Below are 23,881 nucleotides of genomic sequence, written 5' to 3' on the forward strand. Positions count from 1 at the left end.
CAGTTATTCTTAATGCCATGCTTTATGGCTTATCTGGAGTACTGACCAAAATGCAGACCAAAAGTATCCCATATACGTTTAACAGGGGTGGCTACTATTATTTCAACTGATTTTCCTTCATCCATAGGTCGAGCGTCAACATACCATTCTGTAATTTTGTCACCTGACTTCTTTGCAAAGATAAAGCACCTGCTTTTCCAGTCGCCATCTTCGGCCTTACCCCAAGCAGCATGAGTTCCAGCAATACTTTCATCTGTATCATTGACGATTACATAATCATCAATACCACTGCAAATACCAGTTTCAGACCAGTCGAGTGTCTCCTGCCTTGTCATAGTTTCATTAAGGTCAGTGAAATGAATTTTACAGTTATCTGCCAAAATTAGGTCAAGGTAAGACCTATCTTTATTTACGAAAGCATTATTAAAGGCATCTAAGAATTCTGTAGCAGTTTTCATCTGTTAATTCCTTTGTAATCGTCCAATAAAGATCAGCATACTGCGAGTATTTTTGACAACTTTATAGTTTATGAAGCATATCGACTGGCGACTGTTAAATTGTGAAAATTAACTACAGAATTTGTACTATTTTGTAATAGTCAATCGGGTACTTCTCTTTAAAGCACGGTACCCGATGTTGTCAGTGTATAAATTAAAATATTATTAATGACATGAAAGATAGATTAATGATTGATACAAATTCTCCAGAGATTTATTGGTTAGCTCTTACTGTTCTGATGACTGCTTTGTTATGGATCCCGCAGATTTTACACTCTGTTTTTAGAGCTGGCCCAAATAAAGCTTTTTTATATCCTGATGAGGCAGCAAAGGAATATGCTGATTGGGCTATACGATCTAAGGCCGCACATAATAATGCAGTTGAAAATTTAGTAATATTTGCACCATTAGTCTTTTTAGTTTTGCTATTGGGTATAGGAAATGAACTTACCGCCCTAGCAACGATGATTTATTTCATAGTGAGAGTGCTTCACTATGTGATGCATGTACTGGCTATTCCTTTGATGCGAACACTTGCATTTTTAATTGGGTTTGCCTGCCAAATAATAATGGGTTTATCTATAATTGGAGTGTTTTAGAGGCTGCAAATTGAAGCATATCACTAAAACTTTTTGCAACTGTGATCCAAACTCAATGTCGCTCGAATAATGGTACAAGTTTTGTAGTTGTTTTTTAGTGGGTATTATTTAATGAAAAGGTTCAAACAAATTAATAAAGGAACCTAAAATGGCATCTCAATTCTACCTTGTACATCATCACATTAAACCAAACATGTCAGAAGCATGGTGGGGGATAGTCGGTGGTCAGACTGAAGAAGACAGCAAAGAATATGAGAAATCGGTAATGGAAAAAGGGTTTTTCAACCATTCTTTTATGCCAATGGGACCAGACGGGCCGATGTACTGCGTGTGGGAAGTGAAAGACGGAATATCAGCTTCGGAGTTTCAAGACTTCATTGACGGTCCTTACGGAGTTAATTTTGGCCTTGTGGCCTTAAACAACAATGTGATGCAACTTAATTTAGAATTGACTGGTGGGCAAACACCATACGAGAGAAAATTCTAAAACCCTAACAGTCAAACTGTGATCCAAACTACATGTTGGTGCGAACTTTCTGTGTGTCACGACATAAATAGTACGTGTTAACCAAGGTTAGTAAACATCTCCCAATTCTTATCTTTACCTTTTGAGGGCTAGCCATATAAGCTAAGCCCTTTTCTTTTTTAGGTAACTGTAAATTTGATCAAAACTTTAAAAGGCTAAAGCCAAAACGCTTTTCTGTAACCCACACTTAATTTGCCAGAGTTGCCAAAGTTACGAAGATGGTTGCGAAATTACCTGATGATTACATCATGTACATCACATAGAGTTCCGCCAAAGTCGTCAGGCCGAACCCAACAACTATTAGTCCCTTAAATGCTCCCCATTGAACACTATCAAAACGTTTCTGAAAGTGTGTATTAACTTCAGCTTCTCCACGATCCATGCCAATTGCCTTAATATCGTCCAGACAATCCAGACTTCCCATTATACCAATAATAGTACCGAAGATTATAAAAACAGTTATTGGTAGATTGGCAGCTGTACCTCCAAAAGCGATGATGCCAAACACTACAAAATGCATTACGGCCGTTATGCTGAATATCCAAAATAAGTCTCTACTTCTTACTGTTACTGCTGCTATTCGATTTGCCCGATCCTGTACCGTGTTCATAACTTACTCCTTTTTTTGTGCCCTCTAAATTACCAAGACTAATTACTACCACAGGAGTTTCTAACTTTAAAATTTCTAGCAAGTATAAGAAATGTACTAGTTAGGAAAATATAAACTTGCCATTATCGACAGACCTTTTAAATTCCAAAATTAATGAAAGGAGATAAAATGTTTGGATCGAGAAGAGTTTTAAAGCCACATAGTGGCAAAACAGAGTTGGCTAAAGAGCGATTGAGAAAAGCGTCAAAGATAATGGTAAATAATGGTGCAAATGCCGTTGACCTTACCCAGGTGCTTGGTGGATATGGAGCGGAAACACTCCACATGTACTCTTTTTTCAACTCAGTTGAGCATGCCTTTCAAGTAAGCGCCAGTTTACAAAATGATAAAGCTTGGAGCAATTTAATGGCAGAGAGAGAAGCTGCTCCTGCAGCAGATATGACTGGTCCAGAGTTAGCCAGAGTAGTCGCTGGAGAAGGTAATCCAGATCACAATGCAGCCATGGTAAGGGAGTATGTGCTCCCACGTAAAAATTTGGCGGAGGCGGCTGCGATGGTATCTACTGTTCCAGATATGCTAGCTGGCCATGATGTAAATGTAACGATGTGGGCACCTGTGATTGCAGAAGATATGAAGAGAGCTCAAGTTGTTTATTCTGCACCAGATATGGTGGCTATAGGCAAGGCGATTGATGAAGTTGGTATTTCGGCAGAGTTTCAGGAAATGCTTGTTAAAGCTTCAAACCTAGGAACGCTGGACAGAGCTTGTGGAATGGTGAGATTTGAATAAAAGCATTCATTAGGCTTTCAGAAACCTGTTGCCTGGCAGAGATAGAGGCTAAGATAAGCGAAAGATAGTCTGGTTCAGCAGCTCCTTCCTTGTTGCTGGCCTGGCTAAAACCCTAAATCTCATTCTAATTAATCACTCTTTAAAATGTTTATAAAATTGGAAAGGTACCATATGGCTGATGACGGTGTAAGACTAGTGAAACCGGGTATGAAATATGAAGGAGCCCAAGGGGTCACATACAATGCTGGTGTGTCTAGGAAAACCGTTGGAGCAGAAAAGGTTTGTATGAATATTTTGCCTATGCCTCCTGGTGTTAAATCTAAGCCACACATACATAGAGGCATTGAAACTATAGCCTATATGCTAGAAGGCGAATGCACACTATTTCATGGTAAGCAGCTTGAAAACCAAACTTTGATCAAGCAGGGTGAACAGATATTTATTCCTGATAACGTACCTCACGCACCTTATAATCTAAGTGACAAAAAGTGTGTGTGGGTTGTTGTTCATTCATCGGGTGATGATCAAGATGAACTTATCCGAACAGAAGAGTTAGACTATGTTCTCGAGAGCTATGAACAAAGAGAGCCATAAAAATGTAGAGGTTAATTGGTGATACCTAAAAAAGTTGAAGACGAAAAGAAGGGTTATGTTTTTCAAGCGATAATAATTGCTTTGACATTTTTCGTCTTTGTGGCTTCGTGCGATCCGTCTGACTATACGGCTCTAGGATGGCTTATCCTGCTAGTAGTAGTGACAATATTTGTTGGCGCTTTCGCATATAGTGTCCGTAAAGCTATTCAGTTTAGGTAGAATGAAACTAATGAAAAACATATAGTCATAGTTTCGATTGTTCTCTTCGCCTAAAACCAGCTACAGAATTTGTACTATTTTATAATAGTCAGTAGGATACTTCTCAATAATAGGAAAACACTTGGAAAGAAGCAGGATACTGTATGGTTCCTGACAAAACATAACTTGGAGTATCTACTATGAACATATGAACATTTTTTTTCACGGAACCATTGCTGCTGGCTTTAATGCGATAAAGGGCAAACTTGAAAAAGACATGGCTGGGCCAATGGGTCAGTGGATAACTGAATATCGTCTAGCTGATCTTGGCAATAATGAGGTAATGTGTGCAATGAATTGTAAAGACATGGAAGCTTTAGGAGCATTTATGTCTGATCCTGCAGAAATGCAGTGGGATGAAGATAATGGCGCAGTTTACAAAGCTTATATTATGTCAGAGATGACTGAATAACCAGGCACCAAGCTCTCCAATTAAAAAAGACTAGTGCTCAAGGGAACAAGTATAAGGGTAATTGGTCGCATTGTTTTAAATTTTATGAATGTATACCTCCGATGTGGGGGCAGGTTCGATAGCGACAGGAGTTCGCTAGGACTGCTTTTTATTGTAGCCAACAGTGTAGCCAAAGGGGAAAGTTAGTGGCCTACCCCCACCAATTTCACAAACCCGATAGGGGAACTGTATCACTCTACAGGCTCGATATTTTTTAGTTATTAAGATTTCGTTAACAGAATTATAGCAATATCTTTAATTGTTGGATGAAAGAAATGAGTATTTTAGCAGACTTGTTACGGACAATTTTCGAGCGAAACCAAGGGAAATCAGACTTTAAAAATGATCAAGATGAAAGATCAATAATAGAACTTTGTAATACCCTTATTAGCACTACCAGTGAAACATCGGCACTTTTTGTAGCCAACAAAGTTCTCACAAAATATTCGAGTCTAAGCGATTTAGATAAGTTATCTTTCTTCCAATACTTATCTACTCAGATGACGATCGACCCTGATCTTGTGCGCAGGGCACTTAAGGATTATGAAAAATTACCATCCCGTGAAACTTATCAGGCATTTTCAAATGCTGCAGAACCAAGCAGGCAAGAATTAGTAAGACGCCTCAATCAACCTCCAGGAGCAACAAAAAAACTTGTTGAGATGCGTGCAGACTTGCTGCGTCTGGCAAAACAAAGTCCTGAGTTGCAAGCTTTTGATTTGGACTTCAAGCATTTGTTTGCGTCTTGGTTCAATAGAGGGTTTCTCGTTCTGCGACCAATAAATTGGGAGAGCCCTGCGCACATTTTAGAAAAAATTATCGAATATGAAGCCGTACATGCTATCGATAGCTGGGAGGACCTCAGGCTGCGACTGGAACCGAGAGATAGACGCTGTTTTGCTTTTTTTCATCCAGCTATTCCTGATGAACCTCTAATTTTTGTTGAGGTGGCACTCACAAAAGGAATGCCTACTTCCATACAGGAGTTACTAAGCGAAGCCCGAGAAGAAGTCGCAATTCAACAAATTGACACTGCAGTATTTTATTCGATTTCAAATTGCCAGGCTGGTTTAGCAAATGTTTCTTTTGGTAACTTTTTAATAAAACAAGTAGCTTCCGATCTCGCATTAGAGTTAGAAGGTATAAAGAAATTCATAACCCTTTCACCTATTCCAGGGCTGGGAAATTGGTTGCGCAAAACACATCCAAATTGGAATTCTGCTGATGAGGTCAGGTTGCGTTCTCTGACAGCACATTATTTAATAAATGAAAAATCAAGTAATAATTTACCACTAGATCCAGTTGCACGCTTTCATTTAGGAAACGGTGCAATTGTTGAACAAATCCATGTTGAAGCTGACAACTCAGAAAATGGCAAATTGCAATCTTTAGGTTGTATGGTGAACTACTTATACGATCTTGAACAAGTAACAAAAAATCATGAGGAATTTGTTTCTGAAGGAAAGGTTACGGCCTCTCGAGAAGTAAAGAATCTTGCTAAATCATTTAAAATATAAACTTTACCTGCTTGCATCCGTTTGGATCGTCTAAACACTTATCACTGAGCCCAACACTGGCGCTTGATATCAACGCAGTTGCACCAAGTAAAACTTTCAGACTCAACTTAGACATACTCATTTGTAGAGTATAAAAGTGTTAAGCCAGTATGTGTGGTGAGTAGTAAAGTTGTAACATTTTGATCAAGCAATATGGCTACCATTGATGCATTTAAGAAGGTAGGTACATTTAAATTCAATACAAAATCTGTACTTTTCAAAACTTTTATACTTTGAGAAATTAAAGGCGAGCTAATGCTTGGAGATATTTTACGTTGTGAGTTTCATTGATTTTAGCAATATGGAAAAGCGAGATTTTAAAAGACCTAAAGTTAAAAAAGAGACTATACACCGTAGTCTTATCTACGATGCTCGACAGTTAACAAACGGTGGAAAAAAAGCTATTATCAAATTAGATAATCAAGAGTATACTTTGCGCATCACCAAGAATGCCAAACTAATTCTTACAAAATGAGCCTTTTATTCTTGCAAAGGCTCGTTGGCGCAGACAGGAAGTGCAGCAAATAAAGATAGCATTAATGATGTAGAGTTTTACTGGTGAGATCTGCCTATAATGTTTACTAAATCGAATTTAATAAGAAATGGAGTGCCGTCATTAGTTGCTTTTGTAATTCTTTATTTCTTAGGTGATAGGTATGTGCTTCCTGCTGTATTCAGTGCCACAGATAGCGGTAATATGAATTTATTTATATGGCTTGCCATTGATGCAGCGATGTTATTGTCAACGTTCTACGGAACTAGATGGACACTTTTCAAGTTTGGCCTTATCGATAATTGGCTAAGTAAGTAGCGGTTTATTGGTGATGGTATTAGAGAAATTTATCGAAGGCATAGCCAACCAAGATTTGCCTCTTTTAGAAAGTCTTTTGCATGAGGATATGCTCTTCGTGCAAGAAACAACTTTAGAGACCAAAGAAGAGTGGATGAAAGATACCAAACAACAGTTTAATAATGGTATGCTTGATGCAACTAAAATGGAAGTCACAAAAAAATTTGAAACAAAAGATATGGGCGCACTTGAGGTGACCATGAAGAAAGATAGGCACTTGATAACATTTTCAAACGTCTTTTTATATAAGGATAATAAAATTTACAGACATTTGATAAATGTGGTTACAGATAATTTAACAGAGTGAGAAATGAAAAAACTATTAGCCATATTATCTGTAGTTCTGTTTGCTTATTAGTCAGAGCCACACTGTTGACTCATCACTTACAACTGTGCTCGACAACCATTGTTCTTAAGGGACTAGGGCCACTCCAGTTAGTGCTTTTTGGGAGGACGCTTACTGTAGAGTGGCCAATTTAATTCTAGAAAATTACATTTGATTAAAGTGCATACCAGCTTTGCATAAATAACATATTTAGTTTTCTGAATATAAACCTACATTAATCTTACAGGGCGTACTTCCTCCCAGAAACTGCCCTAGATATATTAAACCCGAAAGTCCTCTCCCTATTACTTTCGGGTTTTTTATTTGGTTAATCATTATGCAACCAGACGATACTTACCTCTTACCTGAATCAAATACCCTAAGCAGACAAATCACCACATATAAAGAGCAACCATTACCAACCCTGCAAACTGCGATACACACTCATCCTGCTAATGTTTAACTGCTTGGCTATAAGCAACACCCTATCTGTGTAAGAGCGTATATACATACTACCCATACACCCACTATGGCCCCTGCATGGGTATGTCTTACACACGGTTAAGCGGTCCTAAACATACAAGCGTAAAGAGATTAAGCAGCTAGATCGTCTTCGAGCAATCGAGCAACTTTGTGACCCATTGCAGTAAGCTTGTTATTTTTATCGAAATAACCACTTAATCGTCCGTAATGAAGTGCTTGCTCGTAGCCGTTCATAGTTTTGTCACAGCAATATGCTAATACTGCCTCATAGTCATTCAAAATTTTTGATGCGGACATTGCTCGTCTCCTTTTTGCATAGGGGTACGCTAGCAGTCAGGAACTGGATCAAAAAATGAAGGTAGGGGGGCAAAAGTCGCGGCTTTGAAATATGTGAGTACCTACTCTCACATTTTTTTAGCAAAGGGTGCATCCCATTTTTCCCCATGACTGAGCGCTCTGAATTTATCATAGGGAATTCGTTGATTTTTTAGGCTCTGAAGTAAACGCTCTGGTGGCTCGTCCATTCGTTCCGTCGTTAGCTTGAATGTTCCCCAGTGGATAGCAACTCCATATTTCGCTTGCAAATCTTCAAATGCCTTCACCGCTTCTTCTGGGTGCATGTGAGCATCTTTCATTAAATGGCGAGGCTCATAAGCGCCGATAGGAATTGCTGCGAGTGTTGGGCTGCCAAGCCTTTTGGCTGTTTCTTTAAAGTCACCTGAATATCCACTATCACCTGCAAAGTAGAATGAAAAATCATCCCATTTTATCATCCATCCAGCCCAAAGTGATTTATTACGATCAAACAAAGAACGGCTCGACCAGTGCTTTACTGGAGTTGCCTGTATTTCTATTTCCTGAAATTTAACAGCTTGCCACCAGTCCAGTTCTGTTACATCGACAGCGCCCCATTTATAAAGTGTCTGAGCAAGGCCCAACGGAACCATAAATTTTATTGACGGTTGATGCTTGACCAAATCTTTGATGCTAGAGCGATCTAGGTGATCATAATGGTTATGGCTTATTAAAACGACGTCGATATTTGGTAAGTCTCCTATCTTAAACGGTGTGGGAGTTACTCTTTTTGGTCCACCAAAAAACAGTGGTGATGCTCTATTTGAAAATTGAGGATCGGTTAGAACTGTCAAGTTTTTGTAGTTCAATAGTATTGTCGATTGCCCTATCCACATTACACTATCTAAAAACGTTGATATTTCGTTCTGTTCTGAAATCTCAACGGGAAAACCATTGTGTTCAAATTGATCGTATTTTCGTTTAGAAAATTCTCTCATCATCGCAAAGAGTTCAGATGGTTTTTTATTGCTTGGGTCACCATCAGGATGCTGAAAGCGATTTAAGCTCGAGTTAAAATTTGGTGAATGATAATAATCCATTGAAAAGCTGCAAGCAGTTAAAGCTGAGATTAGTGTTACTACGATAAATCGGTACATTTTAATCTGTCTTATATAAGACAATGAAAAGTAGAGCGGTTCGTAGAAGTGGACAGCAAATTGTGAAAATTTTACTAAGAGTTATCACAATTTTCTATAAAAGGTATTTCAATGCAGCTCCGGCAATGGCAATGTGCGTTAAAGTAATAATTACGGACAGCCCATGCAGCATTCCCCAAGTTTTTTTGTTCCCGGTATCCGCAGCATTGTTGATGGCAGGCATAAGAAATTGCCGATTTGGAATAGTGGTTACAAATATTAGAATAAGTAAAAGAAAAGCTGATTTGTTTTCAAAGAAACTTAGGACAGCAGCAATTCCAGAGTTTGCTAATACATAAAGGTAGAAATATGGGAAAGTATCTCTGATAAACGAGCGTGCTGCGGCCTTGTCTAATAATTTGAAAGCCAAGGTCCCAAAGCCGCCTGCAAAAAGTAACATCCCACCAAATAGTGAAGCCACACATAAAATAGATAAAAGATACAAGCCTTAAGCTCCTCTTGATATTGCGGTTAATTTGTGGGGTCGTTTAAACCATCAGCGCACATTTTTATTATCTCCGCGTGAAGACGAAAGTCAGATACTAGTTTGTTTCTTATTAATCGCGCATCTTTATCAATTTCAAACAAGTTGTTCCAGATCATAGAGTGGTCTTCAGCAGGCAATTTTTTCAAACTCGCCGTAATATAGGCCGTTTTTTTGTAAAAATCATTCGTCAGAGCAACATAAAGCTCTTCCAAATTAGCTTCGGCATAAAACGCTTCGTCAATTTCAGTCTGCATCTTTGTCCGATTTATTTTTGCCTGTAAAACATATGGCTTTTCAGCTTCATCTGGTCGCCAACCATTACCACCCCAAGGCATTAATGCATTCCCACAAGTTGAAAAACCCTCCACGGCCTTGATGTACAACATCCGCGCGTCAACGCCTGCGAAACAAAAATTTGGTAAGATGACGCAAATGAACAGTAGTTGTCTCACCTGTCTTTCCTCACTTTATTTTAAGTTTAAAAAATACGGCTACACTTTGTATTGTATACGCTTGTGAACTCTGTTTGGATTTAAAAGCTTCGTTTGCCAAACTTTTTAAAAACCGATCTATGTGTTAATTGCCGTTTCCTAGCCAACATATTTTTTTCTCAGTCCTCAAGACCATCTAAATATTCTGCAGCAACTCTTTTTCCTAATTTGTAGTCTGCTTTTAGAATCTCAGTATTTTTTGAGTCTCTTTTTGATTTTAGTTTTTTGGGAGGGCATAGTTGGACAATCTCACAATCATTCGGAGGATTTTTTATAAAATCGAGTGCCCGATTATAAGTTTTGTCATGTTTTAATAGTGCGTTTCGCAATTTTGGATATTTTTTTGAAAATAAAGCACCAATATAATTTTCAAGCTTCATCTTCCTTTTAAATTTTTCTTCATATGTTCTAATTAATATTATTTTTTTTGCTCCCATTTCATATGCTTTTTCTACTGGTAAAGGATCTGCAACTCCTCCATCAAATTTCCTACGTCCATTTATTAAGCTTGGTGTTCTTACCAACACAGGTAAGGTTCCAGAAGCGATCATTTTTGGCATCCAATCACCATCCCCAAATGAATAATATTCAGCATTTGCTTCAATCGCATCTGTAACAACTGCAATATACTCTTTCCCCTCCAAATTATTTTTAATTTTATCCATACTTGGTTTAAACATTTTCTCACCATCTTCGTACATCTGATGAAATTTTAATATGTCTTTTCCTGTAAAAATATTCTTGTAACTGAGGTAGTCACCTTTAGCAGCATAGAGCATTTTCTCTAAATTATTGTCAGTTTCTCTAATTAGATACCAGCAGAGAACAGCCACGCCATTTGAAACACCAATATAAATATCGAATGGATCATAATTCCTAGCGATAAAAGTGTCAGTTATTCCAAAAGAAAATACACCTCTTTGACCGCCGCCTTCTATGATTAGAGCTGTTTTTTTATTTTCCATAATGGCTATCAACTAGAAAAGTTAATTAAAAAATCAAATGTGTTCAAAATTTCAAAAATTGAGCAGTTAGGATTATTGCAATTGTTCCTCACTGACTCGGCGTATTTTTAAACTGAATTGACACAAGATTTCATTGATCTAACGGAGAGGCTTCGTCGTATAGTTTTAAATCAATGGAGGTCGATTATTATGAAAGCAATTTTTTTAGGATCAATCGGGACAATTGCAGATACGTCAGAACTTCAGTTGAAATCATTTAATCTAGCTTTTGAGAAGCATGGACTTGAATGGGTCTGGTCTCCGCATGAATATACTGAGATGCTCGAAATTGCTGGAGGTAAAAAGCGCATCCAATGTTATGCTGCCCAAAGAGGTGAAGCGGTTGATGTAGAGTCTATTCACCTTACAAAAACATCAATGTTCCAAGGCCTTCTCGCAACAAAGCCCGTTTCTATTCGTTCTGGAATTAACGAAGTCATCGATCTAGCGCGTGAAAGAGCCTTAAAATTAGCCTTAGTTACTACGACTTCGTGTGGTAATGTTCATGAAATATTATCTGCAACGTGCATTAATCGAGATCAATTTGACGTAGTTATCACTAATGAAATGGTTAAGTACGAAAAACCAGAACCAGATGCCTATAATTTAGCTTTGAAAAAACTTGGTCTTCTGCCCCACGAAGTTATAGCCATAGAAGATAACTTAGATGGCTTAAAGGCCGCAATGAGTGCTGAGCTTAAGTGTTTCGCTTTTCCGGGCAGTATGCAATCTGAAGCTATATTCAAAGATAAAAGTATCCTTACACACGATATTTTTAAAAGTGTTTCCAATTTTTATAATAAGCGTTTAGCTGCCTAACTCTCATTGTGGACTGAAACTAGTACTTTCCATTCAGTGACTTTATTGTTTTCGAACTTTCCATAATACATGACATCTCTTCCCTCTCCTTGAGGGTTAAAAGCAGTGTGGGTTCCAACTGCTACGCCATTCTCTTCAAAAATAACCTTAAATCCGCCTATTCTTGGGCTTTCATCTGAAACACACCAAGCAATATGCTCTTCCTTCGTTTGAGAAGAACTGTCTTTACCCATAAACTCAATAACCAAATCATCCGCAAGGTGTTCAGAAAGGTAATCCACTTTTTCGGAAAATAATTCTCCCACATTGATAATATCGTTTTCGCGTCCATAATCAAAAATTTCCTCGATATATTTTTAATTAATTCTTATCCTATTCATTTTATTGGTCTTTTACCATTATAAGTTTGTTAATTGAGCCAATCTGTAAAAATAAGGGCTTTAGTGAGTGATAAGTGGTATTGTGAGTAGGGGTAAGGTTGCCTGTGGACTAGTAGACTATGTGGACATCCGGAGGGGCAGCGGATCAAAAGTCAAGCGAGTATGATATGCAAATATCCTACTCTCACATTTTTTCCGAAAAAATGTGATGCTAATAATTTTTTTACGGAGCCACAGTAAAATAAAAGCATTGATTTAAAGTGCTGCATATAGATTGCTTTTTTAAAAAAATAATGGACTATATTCGAAAACGGAGCTTCAAGTGTCATTACGGCGTATTATCAAAAATTTCGGGTTTAAGGATTTTGTACAGATGGGGGTTGCCGCAGCGACCTCGAGAAAGATGGCAAAGCCAGTAGTTCCTAGGAATGAAGCACTACGGCGAGTTAAGGTGGCAGAGACTGGTATTATCGGTCAAGATCTTTCTAGCCAGTTTGAAATATTTGGGGAAATGGTTAAGCTCGTCACTGGTGCAGATTTCAGTATGGTCAATATTCTTGACGGTAAGAACCAGTTTACGGTGGGTGGTTGTGGTATACCGGTAGATCCTTTAATGGCTATGCCTCAAGATATCTCAATTTGCCAATACGCATTAGCGTCCCCAGAACCATTTATCATTGCCGACCTTTCTGAGGATGAACGGTTTGCGGGAATTATGATGACCAAGCCGCCAATGAATGTCTCGGCATATGCTGGCTTTCCTCTGAATACGACAGAGGGCGTTGTTCTAGGCACTTTATGCGCTTTTCATAAGCGTCCAATCCGATTAAATCCTGAGCAGGTGCGAATGATGCGCCAGCTCGCTAAGGCAACTACAGACCAAATACTTCTTCGAACCCAAAAAGCCAACTTATACGCATCAGAGATTGGGGCTTTGCTTGGACGGTTTGTCCGTTTTGCCCCAGATGGTACAATTTCTGAGCTTATTGGCTTCCTTGATTTTTGCGCTCATGGGGCTGCACTACCAGAGGTAATTATCGCCTTGGAGAAAGATGGAATAATTACACAAATTGATGGGAACTGGATGCTAACTCAAGATGGTGTCGACCTAAAAGCAGAATTAGGACTTGCTGAAGATGGCTATCGAGGCGCTCAAGTAAATGTCCCTTCCGTTGGTAGCCAACTGGAAGATCTGCTTGAGAAAATGGAGTAGTTTGCAATGTACTCTTCGCAACTGCAGTTGAAATTTAGTAACGTTTCTGAGGCCAAAATAGCTGCCCAAAGTTTATGTGAACTTTTGAAAAGTCGCATATCTGTATTTGATTTTCATGGTTTGCAAGTGACCGTTGGGAAAGATGGTGATCTTTCGATTAGTGTCAGGTTTCAGGATGTTAAAGCCATGAATGATTTTGAAAAAGATATTCCAAAGATTATAGAAGATATAAAACAGGCTTTTTTATTCAAAATGACAAAATTTACAGGCGTTTGTGTATTTTCTTTTGAGCGTGAAGCAATGTCTTCATCAATCTCAATTGATGCGAAGTAGAACCAAAGAGTGCCATATCTGTGAAGTTCAGGAGGATGCTTTGTACCGCTGTAGATACGATGGTGCGAAAGAATGGTCGTTCTTGTGTGGTAAGTGCGTCACGGAAATTAAGGCTGAGCACGAAAAGACTTATCAGTATGGTGGCACATGGAAGCGTAAAAAGCGGTAAGACTGATTGCTGCCGAAGATGAGTTTAAAATAAACGACGCAGTCTATTGAAACTAAATCAATGCCGCATATTTCATATAGTAAGTAACGACTAAGGAGATAAAATGAACACCTTTGATGACAGGAAAAAAGCGTTTGAGTCAAAGTATGCAAATGATGCAGAAATGCAATTTAAAGTTATGGCAAAGCGTAATAAATTTGTTGGGCTGTGGGCGGCAGAACTTTTAGGCAAGTCTGGTGATGATGCAGAAAATTATGCCAAAGAAGTTATTAAGTCCGACATGGAAGAAGCTGGTGATGAAGATGTCATACGGAAGGTTAAAGGTGACTTAGGCAATCTTGCAACTGATGAAGAGATAAGAGCTAAACTTAACGAGTGTTACGGAAAAGCGATGGACGATTTAGCAGCATGACTATGCCTTTATTTTGCACCACTTCGCTTGGCTTGCTAAGTTGTAGAAATTTCATCAAATAGGGTCTTTATGATACCAGAAATGCAACTCGTTTTATTCTATGCGCTGAGCGTAATCATTATGTTAATTGTGCAGTCTTATTTAGCAACGCAGCAACACGGTATGACGATTTTAGCAGAGCGTAGAGAACATATCACCTTAACTGGTATCGCTGGTAGATCAGACAGAGCGGTTAAGAACTCTATTGTCTCTTTGGTATTTGTTTTGCCTGCAGTAATGGCGTTGGCGCTAATTGGACAAAGCGCAAAAGAAACGGTTATAGCTCTCCAAATCTTTCTAATCGTGAGAATTTTATATTTTGTCGCTTATTTATTTTTAATTACTTGGGTTAGAAGCTGTCTTTGGTGGGCAGGTACAATTTGTATTTTTTATCTATATGCAATCGCAATTAGCTCAACTTAGGTTAAAGCTGCTGAACCCTGAAAACTGAGCTGATCGTTATGGGAGGCTGACGGTATTTAAAAGGATAAAGTTAATTTGTGGGAGTTAATTTGTCACATCTGAAATTCTTGAGAATATCGCCTCTAGGTTTAACCTTTACACATGAGATTCTTATTTAATGTATTTGTTTACAGTGTATTAATTGTAATGTTCATTTTGGTTGCGTGGCGTTTTGCAGACGTGGTTTTGCTGTAGCATATGGCCCTCTACTCATCTGTGGCATGTAAAAGTTTTAGCTACGTAGCGCAGCGAAGTGTTGGATTTCCACACATACCTAAACATGGCTGTAATGGAACATAAGTCGTATCTGGTGCAAAGCAAAGAAGCTGTTTAATGGAATGTATCGAGGAATATTAAGGGTTCATTCGTGGTTCAAAAGATCTTTTTGGTTATGGGAGTAATAGTTATTTGAGCCGGAATATTTTGGCCATATTTATCCCGTCTGCCACTTGGGAAAATGCCACTGGATATTAGTCTCAAGTATGGAAATACCCAAGTCTACTTAGCAATAGGATCCTGCATTTTGTTGAGCGTTAAATTAACTATACTGCTGAGGTTTTTGAGATGAAAAAACTACTAGCCATATTTACATTGATGCTGGTAAATGGATGTAATTTCTATGCTGAACAGGCTATCAGAGGCGAAAAAATCATCAAGTCCAATAGCCCAAGCGTAAAATTTAACATGTCTATTAGCCAAGGTGTAAAAATTAAAAAGTAATACATAGCAATAAAAAAACTAAATTGTGTTTCAGGTTGTTTTATGGATTTGAGTATTGCGATACAAAAATTGTACTTTTAAACGGCATCAAAATCATTAACTTAGATCAGGCTCAAGACTGAACTCAAAGGGAGAAGTTCAATGCATATTCAAGTAATTAATTTTGGTATAAATGTTTCACATGACGATTTTTTATCAGGGGCGACAGAGTTGGCTCCAAATTTTGCGTCTATTCCTGGACTAGTAAGTAAACATTGGTTGGGTGATGAGGAAAACAAAGTTTATGGCGGTGTATATATCTGGGAGAGTAAAGAACATTGCGAGGCTTATAAAGCGGGAGAAATATTTAGCATGGTCATGAATAGTGAAAACCATGTGAACCCTACTTCAAAAGACTTTGGAGTTTTAGAGGCACCAACCAACATAACAACGTAGTAAACGCGTTCCGAAGAACAAGACTCTTACTTGTGAACTTGATGTTCGTTTATTGTTTGGAGAAGGTTAATATGTAAAAAATGAAAAACTACTAACCTTCCTATTCGTTCTTCTCTTTGCTAACCAAGCTGGTACTGAGTTTATGAGTGATACAACATGAAATTTAGAGGTGGCACAGCCGATGATTGCACGACGCTCGCTCTAATTCTTGATGCGGCAGGCAGAAGAATACCTGCATATTTCTGGAGTTTATATGCAGCTGAGGGGCAGTCCTTCTTTGAATTTGGTCGTGAGAATATTCGTACTAATGATGATGGGAAATCATTTCATAAAAACTGGAAAATAGCAGAATTAGACAATAAACTCTTAGGAGCATTTTTTGGGTTTAGAGTGGCAAATCCATATCCTGAAATTAATTATAAAGAAGAACCAGAATGGTGGATACCATTTCTAGAACTCGAAGAAATAGCGGCTGGATCATGGCTGCTTCAGGCCATATCTATTCTGCCTGAATATAGAGGGCAAGGTCATGCAAATGCACTTTTGGCAAGGGCTGAAGAAGAGGCAAAAGCTAGCGGTGCAAAAAAAATTTCTCTTCAGGTGGAAGAAATTAACCAAATTGCTCTAAAAACATATACCAGTAATGGATATGCAGAATTAGCTCGGAGAGAATTAATACCATTTCCATTCTCTCAAGATACGGGTGACATTATCCTTATGAGTAAGAATTTAGGTGCCTGACAAAGCACGCGTGCTCTGCGCTATCACAAACATTGGGTTTGTTAACCGGATAGTTTTCTATAAGTTTTAATTCCAGCTAGGGCGGATCAGTTCAATAGGGAGAGAAAACTGATCCGAACCTGCCCTGCCGGCTACAAATCATAATTAATTTTAAACATATTCGATTCAATGCATATATTGTCGCAGGTATATGAGATAGTATAGTTTATTTAATTACATATTTTGTACTTAACTAAACCGAAATAATCTTATTAACGTAATTGAGTATCAAATAAGGAGATTACTATGAAATATGCAGTGTATACTAAGTGGAGATGGTCGGGTGGTGTGCCAGATCCAAGTCATCTTCAATCAATGATGAAAGGTTATCGGGACAGTTACGAAGGCGAGTTTCCACCTGAAGAAGTTTTATGGTGGAAAATTGATGATGATCACCATCAGGCATTGATCGTATATCCCTCGGAAGAGATAGCGACTGCAGAACGAAAAAAGCTCGAGGAAGCAAGAAACAAATCTACCAAAGACAATAATAATGTAATGGTTGAAGAGTTCGTAGGACCAATTGTAATGCAATTGACTGCATTATAATGATGGACCACTGATGGGGATTTTCAGAAAGAGCACTCGTTTACACTCAAGCTACTTCCCTCAGTTTTTTTCTATTGGTTACTTGATGTAACTCTAATACACTGGATTGTGAACACAATAAGCCTGAGGTTAAAATAAATATTACTATTTCCTAGGGTTTAGTTCTAAAGGGAAATGAAGAGTTTATGGATGATACTAACATATAAAATATATATCTTTGGTACTGCCGCAGTCATTTCGATCATTATTGCGTCATGGGTTTCTAATGAATACTATTCTGCTTACTTTGTTTTAATCGGTTTGGTATGTGGCATAATTGCCTGTTTATTTGTAAGTTTTAAAATGCTGACATCGAATAAAATAAAGGTTAGCACTAACAAGAATTCGATGGGTGGCTTTGGCGGTGGTGGTGAATTTAAGTGACAAAATATCGAATAGATACAGAGGCTACTCGTTGGAACTACCGACCTAAAAAAGGTGTTTCCATGAACCCGCTGTTTGAATGGCCACCAAAATTTTTGCCAGTTTTACGGTGGTATTCTGCGTATTGGTTGGCAGCATCTACCACAACCCTCGCTATTATTTTATCAATTATCGCATATTTTGCGATTTTACCATCTTTAGATGTTATGCAAGATCCTCGGTTGCATTGGATAATTAGAGTATGGCTTGCTAATCTTGTTCCTCATATAGTTTGCGCTGGGCTACTGCATTTTTGGCTTTATACTGTCAAAGGCCAAGATAAGAATTTTAAGTTTGATGCACGGCAACCTGCAACCAATAACGGAATTTTCAGTTTCCGTAATCAGATTCACGATAATATATTCTGGTCTCTGATAAGTGGTGTTACTCAGTGGTCAATGATGCAATGCATCGTCTTTTGGGCTATGGCGAATGGTTACGCGCCAGCCTTTCTTTTCCCAGACAATATGATATGGTTTTTTTTGATGTTCCCTTTCCTCATTTTATGGGCAAGCTTTCATTTCTATTGGGTTCACCGCGCACTCCACTGGCCTCCACTCTATCGTATTGCCCACGCCGTCCATCACAGAAATATCAATGTTGGACCGTGGTCAGGCATTTCAATGCATCCGATCGAGCATTTCGTTTTCTACACCAACTTTCTGATCCACTTCGTTGTGCCGAGCCACCCTTTGCATATAATGTTTCATGGCTATATGCAGTCAATTCATCCAATTTTCTCTCATTCTGGATTTGAGAAGCTTTACATTGCGGATAAAGAGAGGGCTAATATAGGTGATTTTTTTCACCAACTTCATCACAGATATTTCGAATGTAATTATGGGACCGTTGAAATGCCTTGGGATCGGTGGTTTGGTTCATTTCATGATGGATCGTCACAAGGGACCGATGAGACGCGGGAACGCAAGAAAAAGATGTATTCTTAAAATTGAAACTAAAACTTAAAGTAAATGGTATATACTTAATTTATATCTATGCGTATAAAATTTTATCAAACTTAAAAAAAAGCCAACATGCTAACCCCAAGACAAAAAACTCCAGACTTAGTATTACCCACAGTGAATGGCGAAACTTTTAACTTGGCAAATGAAACTTCTGAACGGGGAACTGTAATTTGTTTCTAACGTGGATTGCATTGTCCAATTTGCGCAACATACCTTAATGAGCTCGAACGTTTGACGCCTGAGTTTAAAAAAAGGGGTGTTACCACAATAGCAGTGATTACAGATGGTGCGGAGCGAGCAGGTGAAATGGCTAAGCGGATTTCAGCAAAAACGCTGCGAATTGGATATAATTTAAGTTTGAAGAACGCTCGTGATTGGGGTCTTTATATTTCAACATCTCGCGTGAAAACTTCAATTGGCATTGAGGAACCTGACTTATTTCCAGAGCCTGGTTTATTCATGGTCACGCCTGAACAGTCTCTTTATTATGGTTCTGTTCAGACTATGCCATTCGTTCGCCTCTATTTCTCTGAATTGATTGGTGCGCTCGATTTTGTAATAGAAAACGCTTACCCGGCAAGAGGCGAATACATTCGCGAAGTATAAATAAAATCAGAAACCTTCATTAAATTCATCGTTGAATATTCTTTAAAAATTCTTGGTGATCTTTTTAGTGTGATCCAATCAAAGTGGCCTTACGTAAATATTACAAATCATAATTACAGAGCTCGGCTTCAGTCCGGTTGATTAATTTAGGATTAGTAATGATACCTGATCATGGCTTTAATAATTTTTTTCCGAGACACCAGCAGCAGTGCAACTGTGAGTATTGTAGATCACTTAATGTGGATTTGACGAAATTGAGCAAGACTGAAAAAATGGTAAAAGCCTTAATTCTTAAAGCTAATATAATGGCTGAATTAAATTCATCAAAAGCGAATTTTGATTAATTAAGAAATTATATGTCCGTATTCTTTCGACCCATTGGTAGCAATAATATCTTCTATTTTTTTGAGGATAAGGAAATTTCAGGGTGTATAAAAACCATTTCGTATAATCTCGACAAAGACGGAAATATCAACGGAAAGTGGGAGAAACCTGGTACGGTTGCTCAGTTAATGGGCGCAATTAAATCGGTTGAGCAGGGTAAGCTGGAGATAGTTTCTGAAGCTGAGTGGAAAAGCTTGCTAGGTGCAGAGTAATTGCCGGAGCTTTATTATTTGTTGTCTAAATTGAAAAAAATCGAATAAAAATTTTTTATTTGATCCAATAAAGCAGTCAGGGCGTATCTAGAATGTGTCACGACAAAAATAGTGCGCGGTAAGCATGGTTACTTGCCACTCTCCCAATAGTTTAACATTATGGGGCGGAGCACTCCACTGCTCCGCTCCCAACTGTAAGGTACGCCAATTAAAAATTTTCAGACTGCAATTATTTTCAAATCTATATTTCGACTAATTTCCAAGCCAGTAATCACCGATTGGAGTGATTACAGTAGTTGATGATACATCCGCACCTGCTTCTTCCCTTGCTTTCACAACATCAGGTCTTAAGCCGAATGTCTGCATGAAATCAGGATTTGGTACGTCCATCATCACATAGACAGAAGACTCATCTGGGTTAGTTGCCGCCCAAATTATCTTGGCGCCTTCTGCACCAGCCTTCTCCTCCATCGACTTCGCCATTTCTGTCCAAGTTTTGAAACCTTTAGATATTTTGACAGTGACTAACATACTGGGCATCATTTTTCCTTTTCGCATGACCGTGAACTTAAATTTAGATTGTAATGTAATATAATGATATTTAGGTTTGTCCTGCTGCCGGTATTCGGTTATTCAACCAGATCACCTGACAGAGGAATAGTGTGACGGTTAACGGGGTCATATTCTTGTAGCATTGGTCTTCTTTCATCCAGCCAATTTACTACACCATCCTGGGCTTTTTGCTCAAAGTTGTCGGCATCTCGCACTACAACCGCAATCACTTCATCACCTGCCCTTACGCAAAAGTGTGGAAATTCTGGATCACGATCCTTTCCGTTTTCGATCACATCATTCAAAAATGCTTCATAATGTTCTGGTTTTGGCTTGAAACGAATAATACTTAATTTTTTTGCCATTTTAATCTCCTAGAATTGATTTTAGTAGTGTGAATTACGCTTATTTTTTTGAAAGTACAGATACTGTAGTAATAAGAATTAAAATTTGCACTGATTTAGATTAAGAAATGTTTTGAACTCTGTACAAAGACGATTTACTTTTGCTTACAGTCAAAGAGCTAAGGTTACTGTTAAAAAATTTTAAAGTGCATTTGGGTTAATTTAGAAAAATAGAGCTGAGATGCTTTTTCGTATCCACCATTATAAGCTCAGCTTTTTCTTCTTACCGGAGCATGTTCAACAATTCGATCCCGAGCTACACTACGAAGATGTTCAATTGATGAATGCCCGTAACGCTTAAGCTAACCTGCCAATTCATTTCTTTATTGGTGAACTTCTACGTAGTAAAAGATTATGCATTTAACCACTTTGGGTAATCACTAACTAGTAAATGAATTGGTGCGGTATCCTCATCAATGTAGGAAAACCGCGAGACTTCGTCACGGAAAATGTTATCTATCACGTCGTCGTTTACAGTAGAAACTTCACCAACAAGGACATCGCCGTCGTGACCCCAAAAAGCATGCCAATCTCCAGGTAATAAAGTTATACTCTGACCAGGTTTTAGAATAATAATTTCACCTGGGGAGTAAGATCGTTCTATGCCATCACAAAAAACGATGCCTCCTTTCTCCTCATCACAATTTCCATGTGGATCTGATCCAAAAATTTCTACCGCTAGGCTTGCCCCCCCACGATTTATTATATCTTCTACTTTTTTAATGTGAGTATGCATCGGTGCTACCTGGTTATGCCGAGAGATAAGTAGCTTTTCAGCGTAACACATCCCTTTTCCGGATGCTAAGTCTGCCATCTTTCCATTTCGCAGTGTGAATAGGAAAAGTCCAGTGGTTTGAAAGTTACCCCTACCGTAATCAGTAATATCCCAGCCGCAACCGGCTCGAATGATTTCTTTTGCTTCTTCCTGTTTTTCTCTAAATTTTTCAACAGACCAATACGCGAAGTCCGGTAGATGATGCCCAAAGGATTTAATCATCTCATTAGCTTCTAATATTATATTATTTATTTCAGATCTTTTCATAAATATGGCTTGCTTCTAAAATTTATATTTTTGCACCGCTGCTGTCGAAAAAATGAGTATTTTCCCTCATAAACTTCAGGGTAATCGTTTCACCTAAATTGAACTCTTGGGATCCATCAACTCGTACTGTAATTACCCCTAAATCTGCACAATCTACGAACAGAAAACTATCGGCACCTAAGTACTCAATCACATCGATCTTTCCATTGATAGCGCTCTGCCTTTTAGAATCTATTTTTATATGCTCCGGGCGAATTCCAAGTTTTTGAGGAACAACCCCCAGTTGCTTATTTGAACTAATGTCATCGATGGCAGAAGTGGTTAGGTCGCTACTATTTATAATATTCATTCTAGGTGAACCAATAAATTGAGCAACGAATAGATTTGCAGGGTTTTGGTATAATTCACGAGGAGTTCCCACCTGTATTATTTTCCCATCATCCAGTACAACAATGCGATCTGCAAGCGTCATTGCCTCTGTTTGGTCATGTGTCACGTAGATCATAGTTGATTTAAGTGACTTATGAAGCTTAGCAATCTCGAGTCTCATTTCCACTCTCAATGCAGCATCTAAATTAGAGAGGGGTTCATCAAATAAAAAAGCAGAGGGTGCTCGCACGATGGATCGTCCAATCGCAACACGTTGTCGTTGTCCTCCAGATAAATCTTTAGGATGGCGGTCAAGTAGCTCTTCCAGTTTTAAAACTTTAGCTGTTTCTATGACCTTCTTTCTAGTTTCTTCTTTGTTTTTCCCTGCGGTCTTTAGGCTAAAACCCATATTTTCTCTTACTGACATATGGGGATACAGAGCATAAGACTGGAAAACCATTGAAAGGCCACGTTTTGCAGGTGGTTCGTCTGTTACATCTCTGCCGTTTAGGGTTATTTTACCTCTAGAGGTTTCTTCTAAACCACCGATCATCCTTAGTAATGTTGATTTGCCACAACCAGAGGGGCCAACAAAAATGATGAACTCACCAGCTTTAATGTTAAGATCGATGCCTTTTATGACTTGTGCTTCACCAAACCATTTTTCTATACTAGACAACTCTATAGAACCCATTAGTACTCTCCGTTCGATGGCGAAGCCCAAGCAAGCCAAACCGCTGCAGTCCAAGTAAAGCTATCACCGCCGCCTGGTGTGCCATTGATAGGATGAAAATATTCTGCAAAACCTTTTTCAATTATTAAAGATTGTGTTCTTTTTCTTAACAGTGTTGCCTCCGCTACATGTCCCATTTCGTACAAACCAACCCCTATTAAAGAGTTTAAAATCGCCCAGGTTGGCCCACGCCAGTATCTCATTCCATCGAACTTTTCTGAGTTAATTGAGAGACTGGGAATAGGATATCTCGTTTCCTCAAGAGTTTTTGTTAAAATCTTAAGCGTTTCGTCATCATCAATTCCTGCATACCAATTCAGAAATGATGCAGATGTTATATTTCCTGAGTGTTCATTGGTTCGACAGTTAATAGCATTAAAGAATCCTCCATCTGGGTTTCTTAGCGTTTCGATCCCTTCCCTGAGCCTGGAGCACCATTCGGAAATTTCGATATTATCGACATCAAGGGCTTCCGCCATGTGTAACAAATCTTGAGATGCTCGGAGTAGTATGAATGTCATTGTAGGGTCCGCAACCTCAAAAGGCCTATTCACCGACATGAGTTCTTCGTCCCACTTTAGTTTGCGACCTCGTTGGACCAACCATAGATACCGATCATAATCTTCTTTAGTTGGACGCATTGATCCATCGACATGGCTGGTATCACGCCGCGTATATTCTCCTACACCGACGGGATTAATTGCTCTCATTGCATTGTCCCAATCGGGGCTGTTATCTCGTCCTGCCTCCCAAGGATGCGAAATAAAAATACAATTTCTGTTGGTAAGTCGCCAAGTCATGAACCACTTATGCCAGGCCTTAAGCTTAGGG

37 protein-coding genes and 1 pseudogene are annotated in these 23,881 nt (G+C 38.6%); 25 read left to right on the top strand and 13 right to left on the bottom strand.

What is annotated here, in order from left to right; genetic code table 11:
* Positions 1-29: 29 nt before the first annotated feature.
* Entirely contained in the window at positions 30-458 is a 429-nt protein-coding gene (locus ACTF5Q_RS09875) for a hypothetical protein (RefSeq protein ID WP_438954450.1), read from the bottom strand.
* A 227-nt stretch (positions 459-685) separates the two neighbouring features.
* Here ACTF5Q_RS09875 and ACTF5Q_RS09880 point away from each other — a divergent pair, with 227 nt between their 5' ends.
* Both ACTF5Q_RS09880 and ACTF5Q_RS09885 read left to right on the top strand, forming a co-directional pair.
* Positions 686-1,096: an MAPEG family protein gene (locus ACTF5Q_RS09880; protein ID WP_438954451.1), complete on the top strand. Its 411-nt coding sequence runs from the start codon at positions 686-688 to the stop codon at positions 1,094-1,096.
* 148 nt (positions 1,097-1,244) lie between these two features.
* Entirely contained in the window at positions 1,245-1,583 is a 339-nt protein-coding gene (locus ACTF5Q_RS09885; protein ID WP_438954452.1) for a hypothetical protein, read from the top strand.
* Positions 1,584-1,863: 280 nt separating this feature from the next.
* Here ACTF5Q_RS09885 and ACTF5Q_RS09890 read toward each other — a convergent pair whose 3' ends face one another.
* Entirely contained in the window at positions 1,864-2,232 is a 369-nt protein-coding gene (locus tag ACTF5Q_RS09890) for a hypothetical protein (RefSeq protein ID WP_438954453.1), read from the bottom strand.
* Between the two features lie 168 nt (positions 2,233-2,400).
* Here ACTF5Q_RS09890 and ACTF5Q_RS09895 point away from each other — a divergent pair, with 168 nt between their 5' ends.
* The 8 genes from ACTF5Q_RS09895 (at position 2,401) to ACTF5Q_RS09930 (ending at position 7,037) form a co-directional block, all read left to right on the top strand.
* Positions 2,401-3,021: a hypothetical protein gene (locus ACTF5Q_RS09895; protein ID WP_438954454.1), complete on the top strand. Its 621-nt coding sequence runs from the start codon at positions 2,401-2,403 to the stop codon at positions 3,019-3,021.
* Between the two features lie 171 nt (positions 3,022-3,192).
* Complete coding sequence (locus tag ACTF5Q_RS09900) at positions 3,193-3,615, top strand: cupin domain-containing protein (protein ID WP_438954455.1); 423 nt, start codon at positions 3,193-3,195, stop codon at positions 3,613-3,615.
* 18 nt (positions 3,616-3,633) lie between these two features.
* Positions 3,634-3,834, top strand: a complete 201-nt coding sequence (locus tag ACTF5Q_RS09905; RefSeq protein ID WP_438954456.1) for a hypothetical protein — start codon at positions 3,634-3,636, stop codon at positions 3,832-3,834.
* Between the two features lie 187 nt (positions 3,835-4,021).
* Positions 4,022-4,285: a hypothetical protein gene (locus ACTF5Q_RS09910; RefSeq protein WP_438954457.1), complete on the top strand. Its 264-nt coding sequence runs from the start codon at positions 4,022-4,024 to the stop codon at positions 4,283-4,285.
* Between the two features lie 314 nt (positions 4,286-4,599).
* The gene (locus ACTF5Q_RS09915) at positions 4,600-5,841 is read left to right on the top strand and encodes a malonyl-CoA decarboxylase domain-containing protein (protein ID WP_438954458.1); all 1,242 of its coding nucleotides are present in this window, start codon (positions 4,600-4,602) and stop codon (positions 5,839-5,841) included.
* Positions 5,842-6,181: 340 nt separating this feature from the next.
* Positions 6,182-6,355 (top strand): hemin uptake protein HemP, encoded by a 174-nt coding sequence (gene hemP, locus ACTF5Q_RS09920; RefSeq protein ID WP_438954485.1) that lies wholly within the window; start codon positions 6,182-6,184, stop codon positions 6,353-6,355.
* Between the two features lie 99 nt (positions 6,356-6,454).
* Positions 6,455-6,691 carry a hypothetical protein gene (locus ACTF5Q_RS09925; protein ID WP_438954459.1) on the top strand — a complete coding sequence of 79 codons (237 nt, stop codon included), beginning with the start codon at positions 6,455-6,457 and terminating at the stop codon, positions 6,689-6,691.
* A 10-nt stretch (positions 6,692-6,701) separates the two neighbouring features.
* The gene (locus tag ACTF5Q_RS09930) at positions 6,702-7,037 is read left to right on the top strand and encodes a hypothetical protein (RefSeq protein ID WP_438954460.1); all 336 of its coding nucleotides are present in this window, start codon (positions 6,702-6,704) and stop codon (positions 7,035-7,037) included.
* A 612-nt stretch (positions 7,038-7,649) separates the two neighbouring features.
* Here the strand turns inward: ACTF5Q_RS09930 and ACTF5Q_RS09935 are convergent.
* The 5 genes from ACTF5Q_RS09935 to ACTF5Q_RS09955 all read right to left on the bottom strand — a co-directional run bounded on the left by ACTF5Q_RS09935 (position 7,650) and on the right by ACTF5Q_RS09955 (position 10,971).
* A complete protein-coding gene (locus ACTF5Q_RS09935; protein WP_438954461.1) occupies positions 7,650-7,835 on the bottom strand; it encodes a hypothetical protein in 186 nt (61 codons plus the stop codon).
* A 107-nt stretch (positions 7,836-7,942) separates the two neighbouring features.
* The gene (locus ACTF5Q_RS09940) at positions 7,943-8,989 is read right to left on the bottom strand and encodes an MBL fold metallo-hydrolase (protein WP_438954462.1); all 1,047 of its coding nucleotides are present in this window, start codon (positions 8,987-8,989) and stop codon (positions 7,943-7,945) included.
* Between the two features lie 94 nt (positions 8,990-9,083).
* Entirely contained in the window at positions 9,084-9,473 is a 390-nt protein-coding gene (locus tag ACTF5Q_RS09945; RefSeq protein ID WP_438954463.1) for a DUF4149 domain-containing protein, read from the bottom strand.
* 26 nt (positions 9,474-9,499) lie between these two features.
* Complete coding sequence (locus ACTF5Q_RS09950) at positions 9,500-9,967, bottom strand: hypothetical protein (RefSeq protein WP_438954464.1); 468 nt, start codon at positions 9,965-9,967, stop codon at positions 9,500-9,502.
* A gap of 158 nt (positions 9,968-10,125) precedes the next feature.
* Positions 10,126-10,971 (bottom strand): patatin-like phospholipase family protein, encoded by an 846-nt coding sequence (locus ACTF5Q_RS09955; protein WP_438954465.1) that lies wholly within the window; start codon positions 10,969-10,971, stop codon positions 10,126-10,128.
* Positions 10,972-11,160: 189 nt separating this feature from the next.
* Between ACTF5Q_RS09955 and ACTF5Q_RS09960 the strand changes: the two genes are divergently transcribed.
* Positions 11,161-11,829 carry an HAD-IA family hydrolase gene (locus tag ACTF5Q_RS09960; protein ID WP_438954466.1) on the top strand — a complete coding sequence of 223 codons (669 nt, stop codon included), beginning with the start codon at positions 11,161-11,163 and terminating at the stop codon, positions 11,827-11,829.
* On the opposite strand, the gene ACTF5Q_RS09965 is transcribed toward ACTF5Q_RS09960, so the two are convergent.
* A complete protein-coding gene (locus tag ACTF5Q_RS09965; RefSeq protein ID WP_438954467.1) occupies positions 11,826-12,110 on the bottom strand; it encodes a hypothetical protein in 285 nt (94 codons plus the stop codon). The two genes, ACTF5Q_RS09960 and ACTF5Q_RS09965, sit on opposite strands and share 4 nt — an antisense overlap.
* 421 nt (positions 12,111-12,531) lie before the next feature.
* On the opposite strand from ACTF5Q_RS09965, the gene ACTF5Q_RS09970 reads away from it, so the two are divergent.
* The 14 genes and pseudogenes from ACTF5Q_RS09970 (at position 12,532) to ACTF5Q_RS10035 (ending at position 19,950) form a co-directional block, all read left to right on the top strand.
* Complete coding sequence (locus tag ACTF5Q_RS09970) at positions 12,532-13,422, top strand: GAF domain-containing protein (protein ID WP_438954468.1); 891 nt, start codon at positions 12,532-12,534, stop codon at positions 13,420-13,422.
* 6 nt (positions 13,423-13,428) lie between these two features.
* A complete protein-coding gene (locus ACTF5Q_RS09975) occupies positions 13,429-13,755 on the top strand; it encodes a hypothetical protein (protein ID WP_438954469.1) in 327 nt (108 codons plus the stop codon).
* Between the two features lie 40 nt (positions 13,756-13,795).
* Positions 13,796-13,924 carry a hypothetical protein gene (locus tag ACTF5Q_RS09980; protein ID WP_438954470.1) on the top strand — a complete coding sequence of 43 codons (129 nt, stop codon included), beginning with the start codon at positions 13,796-13,798 and terminating at the stop codon, positions 13,922-13,924.
* 103 nt (positions 13,925-14,027) lie between these two features.
* Positions 14,028-14,336: a DUF1476 domain-containing protein gene (locus tag ACTF5Q_RS09985; RefSeq protein ID WP_438954471.1), complete on the top strand. Its 309-nt coding sequence runs from the start codon at positions 14,028-14,030 to the stop codon at positions 14,334-14,336.
* A 69-nt stretch (positions 14,337-14,405) separates the two neighbouring features.
* Positions 14,406-14,798: an MAPEG family protein gene (locus ACTF5Q_RS09990; protein WP_438954472.1), complete on the top strand. Its 393-nt coding sequence runs from the start codon at positions 14,406-14,408 to the stop codon at positions 14,796-14,798.
* A 457-nt stretch (positions 14,799-15,255) separates the two neighbouring features.
* Positions 15,256-15,405, top strand: a complete 150-nt coding sequence (locus ACTF5Q_RS09995) for a DUF2905 domain-containing protein (protein ID WP_438954486.1) — start codon at positions 15,256-15,258, stop codon at positions 15,403-15,405.
* Complete coding sequence (locus ACTF5Q_RS10000) at positions 15,402-15,557, top strand: hypothetical protein (RefSeq protein WP_438954473.1); 156 nt, start codon at positions 15,402-15,404, stop codon at positions 15,555-15,557. The genes ACTF5Q_RS09995 and ACTF5Q_RS10000 overlap by 4 nt, the downstream gene beginning before the upstream one ends.
* Before the next feature lie 141 nt (positions 15,558-15,698).
* Positions 15,699-15,992, top strand: coding sequence for a YdhR family protein (locus ACTF5Q_RS10005; protein WP_438954474.1), 294 nt, complete (start codon positions 15,699-15,701; stop codon positions 15,990-15,992).
* 156 nt (positions 15,993-16,148) lie between these two features.
* A complete protein-coding gene (locus ACTF5Q_RS10010) occupies positions 16,149-16,733 on the top strand; it encodes a GNAT family N-acetyltransferase (RefSeq protein ID WP_438954475.1) in 585 nt (194 codons plus the stop codon).
* A gap of 285 nt (positions 16,734-17,018) precedes the next feature.
* Positions 17,019-17,321 (top strand): hypothetical protein, encoded by a 303-nt coding sequence (locus ACTF5Q_RS10015; protein WP_438954476.1) that lies wholly within the window; start codon positions 17,019-17,021, stop codon positions 17,319-17,321.
* A 189-nt stretch (positions 17,322-17,510) separates the two neighbouring features.
* Complete coding sequence (locus tag ACTF5Q_RS10020) at positions 17,511-17,744, top strand: hypothetical protein (RefSeq protein WP_438954477.1); 234 nt, start codon at positions 17,511-17,513, stop codon at positions 17,742-17,744.
* Positions 17,741-18,730 (top strand): sterol desaturase family protein, encoded by a 990-nt coding sequence (locus tag ACTF5Q_RS10025; protein WP_438954478.1) that lies wholly within the window; start codon positions 17,741-17,743, stop codon positions 18,728-18,730. The genes ACTF5Q_RS10020 and ACTF5Q_RS10025 overlap by 4 nt, the downstream gene beginning before the upstream one ends.
* 87 nt (positions 18,731-18,817) lie before the next feature.
* Positions 18,818-19,354: pseudogene (locus tag ACTF5Q_RS10030) on the top strand (peroxiredoxin-like family protein).
* A 356-nt stretch (positions 19,355-19,710) separates the two neighbouring features.
* Complete coding sequence (locus tag ACTF5Q_RS10035) at positions 19,711-19,950, top strand: hypothetical protein (protein ID WP_438954479.1); 240 nt, start codon at positions 19,711-19,713, stop codon at positions 19,948-19,950.
* Between the two features lie 252 nt (positions 19,951-20,202).
* On the opposite strand, the gene ACTF5Q_RS10040 is transcribed toward ACTF5Q_RS10035, so the two are convergent.
* From ACTF5Q_RS10040 to ACTF5Q_RS10060, 5 genes are all read right to left on the bottom strand, one after another.
* The gene (locus tag ACTF5Q_RS10040; protein ID WP_438954480.1) at positions 20,203-20,490 is read right to left on the bottom strand and encodes a hypothetical protein; all 288 of its coding nucleotides are present in this window, start codon (positions 20,488-20,490) and stop codon (positions 20,203-20,205) included.
* 89 nt (positions 20,491-20,579) lie between these two features.
* Complete coding sequence (locus ACTF5Q_RS10045) at positions 20,580-20,867, bottom strand: hypothetical protein (RefSeq protein WP_438954481.1); 288 nt, start codon at positions 20,865-20,867, stop codon at positions 20,580-20,582.
* A gap of 391 nt (positions 20,868-21,258) precedes the next feature.
* Entirely contained in the window at positions 21,259-21,948 is a 690-nt protein-coding gene (locus ACTF5Q_RS10050; RefSeq protein ID WP_438954482.1) for a D-lyxose/D-mannose family sugar isomerase, read from the bottom strand.
* A 22-nt stretch (positions 21,949-21,970) separates the two neighbouring features.
* Complete coding sequence (locus ACTF5Q_RS10055; RefSeq protein WP_438954483.1) at positions 21,971-23,011, bottom strand: ABC transporter ATP-binding protein; 1,041 nt, start codon at positions 23,009-23,011, stop codon at positions 21,971-21,973.
* The coding region (locus ACTF5Q_RS10060; RefSeq protein WP_438954484.1) for an MGH1-like glycoside hydrolase domain-containing protein at positions 23,011-23,881 on the bottom strand (871 nt) is incomplete at its 5' end. The genes ACTF5Q_RS10055 and ACTF5Q_RS10060, both read right to left, overlap by 1 nt.

The organism is Candidatus Salinivivens marinus (assembly GCF_965655845.1).
Lineage (GTDB): Bacteria > Pseudomonadota > Alphaproteobacteria > Rhodobacterales > Rhodobacteraceae > Salinivivens > Salinivivens marinus.

Bases quoted from the DNA above. Each gene is read 5' to 3' on its own strand.
- ACTF5Q_RS09875 (WP_438954450.1), bottom strand. From the start codon at position 458: ATGAAAACTGCTACAGAATTCTTAGATGCCTTTAATAATGCTTTCGTA.
- ACTF5Q_RS09880 (WP_438954451.1), top strand. From the start codon at position 686: ATGATTGATACAAATTCTCCAGAGATTTATTGGTTAGCTCTTACTGTT.
- ACTF5Q_RS09885 (WP_438954452.1), top strand. From the start codon at position 1,245: ATGGCATCTCAATTCTACCTTGTACATCATCACATTAAACCAAACATG.
- ACTF5Q_RS09890 (WP_438954453.1), bottom strand. From the start codon at position 2,232: ATGAACACGGTACAGGATCGGGCAAATCGAATAGCAGCAGTAACAGTA.
- ACTF5Q_RS09895 (WP_438954454.1), top strand. From the start codon at position 2,401: ATGTTTGGATCGAGAAGAGTTTTAAAGCCACATAGTGGCAAAACAGAG.
- ACTF5Q_RS09900 (WP_438954455.1), top strand. From the start codon at position 3,193: ATGGCTGATGACGGTGTAAGACTAGTGAAACCGGGTATGAAATATGAA.
- ACTF5Q_RS09910 (WP_438954457.1), top strand. From the start codon at position 4,022: ATGAACATTTTTTTTCACGGAACCATTGCTGCTGGCTTTAATGCGATA.
- ACTF5Q_RS09915 (WP_438954458.1), top strand. From the start codon at position 4,600: ATGAGTATTTTAGCAGACTTGTTACGGACAATTTTCGAGCGAAACCAA.
- hemP (WP_438954485.1), top strand. From the start codon at position 6,182: ATGGAAAAGCGAGATTTTAAAAGACCTAAAGTTAAAAAAGAGACTATA.
- ACTF5Q_RS09925 (WP_438954459.1), top strand. From the start codon at position 6,455: ATGTTTACTAAATCGAATTTAATAAGAAATGGAGTGCCGTCATTAGTT.
- ACTF5Q_RS09935 (WP_438954461.1), bottom strand. From the start codon at position 7,835: ATGTCCGCATCAAAAATTTTGAATGACTATGAGGCAGTATTAGCATAT.
- ACTF5Q_RS09940 (WP_438954462.1), bottom strand. From the start codon at position 8,989: ATGTACCGATTTATCGTAGTAACACTAATCTCAGCTTTAACTGCTTGC.
- ACTF5Q_RS09955 (WP_438954465.1), bottom strand. From the start codon at position 10,971: ATGGAAAATAAAAAAACAGCTCTAATCATAGAAGGCGGCGGTCAAAGA.
- ACTF5Q_RS09960 (WP_438954466.1), top strand. From the start codon at position 11,161: ATGAAAGCAATTTTTTTAGGATCAATCGGGACAATTGCAGATACGTCA.
- ACTF5Q_RS09975 (WP_438954469.1), top strand. From the start codon at position 13,429: ATGTACTCTTCGCAACTGCAGTTGAAATTTAGTAACGTTTCTGAGGCC.
- ACTF5Q_RS09985 (WP_438954471.1), top strand. From the start codon at position 14,028: ATGAACACCTTTGATGACAGGAAAAAAGCGTTTGAGTCAAAGTATGCA.
- ACTF5Q_RS09990 (WP_438954472.1), top strand. From the start codon at position 14,406: ATGATACCAGAAATGCAACTCGTTTTATTCTATGCGCTGAGCGTAATC.
- ACTF5Q_RS10000 (WP_438954473.1), top strand. From the start codon at position 15,402: ATGAAAAAACTACTAGCCATATTTACATTGATGCTGGTAAATGGATGT.
- ACTF5Q_RS10005 (WP_438954474.1), top strand. From the start codon at position 15,699: ATGCATATTCAAGTAATTAATTTTGGTATAAATGTTTCACATGACGAT.
- ACTF5Q_RS10010 (WP_438954475.1), top strand. From the start codon at position 16,149: ATGAAATTTAGAGGTGGCACAGCCGATGATTGCACGACGCTCGCTCTA.
- ACTF5Q_RS10015 (WP_438954476.1), top strand. From the start codon at position 17,019: ATGAAATATGCAGTGTATACTAAGTGGAGATGGTCGGGTGGTGTGCCA.
- ACTF5Q_RS10020 (WP_438954477.1), top strand. From the start codon at position 17,511: ATGATACTAACATATAAAATATATATCTTTGGTACTGCCGCAGTCATT.
- ACTF5Q_RS10035 (WP_438954479.1), top strand. From the start codon at position 19,711: ATGTCCGTATTCTTTCGACCCATTGGTAGCAATAATATCTTCTATTTT.
- ACTF5Q_RS10040 (WP_438954480.1), bottom strand. From the start codon at position 20,490: ATGCCCAGTATGTTAGTCACTGTCAAAATATCTAAAGGTTTCAAAACT.
- ACTF5Q_RS10045 (WP_438954481.1), bottom strand. From the start codon at position 20,867: ATGGCAAAAAAATTAAGTATTATTCGTTTCAAGCCAAAACCAGAACAT.
- ACTF5Q_RS10050 (WP_438954482.1), bottom strand. From the start codon at position 21,948: ATGAAAAGATCTGAAATAAATAATATAATATTAGAAGCTAATGAGATG.
- ACTF5Q_RS10055 (WP_438954483.1), bottom strand. From the start codon at position 23,011: ATGGGTTCTATAGAGTTGTCTAGTATAGAAAAATGGTTTGGTGAAGCA.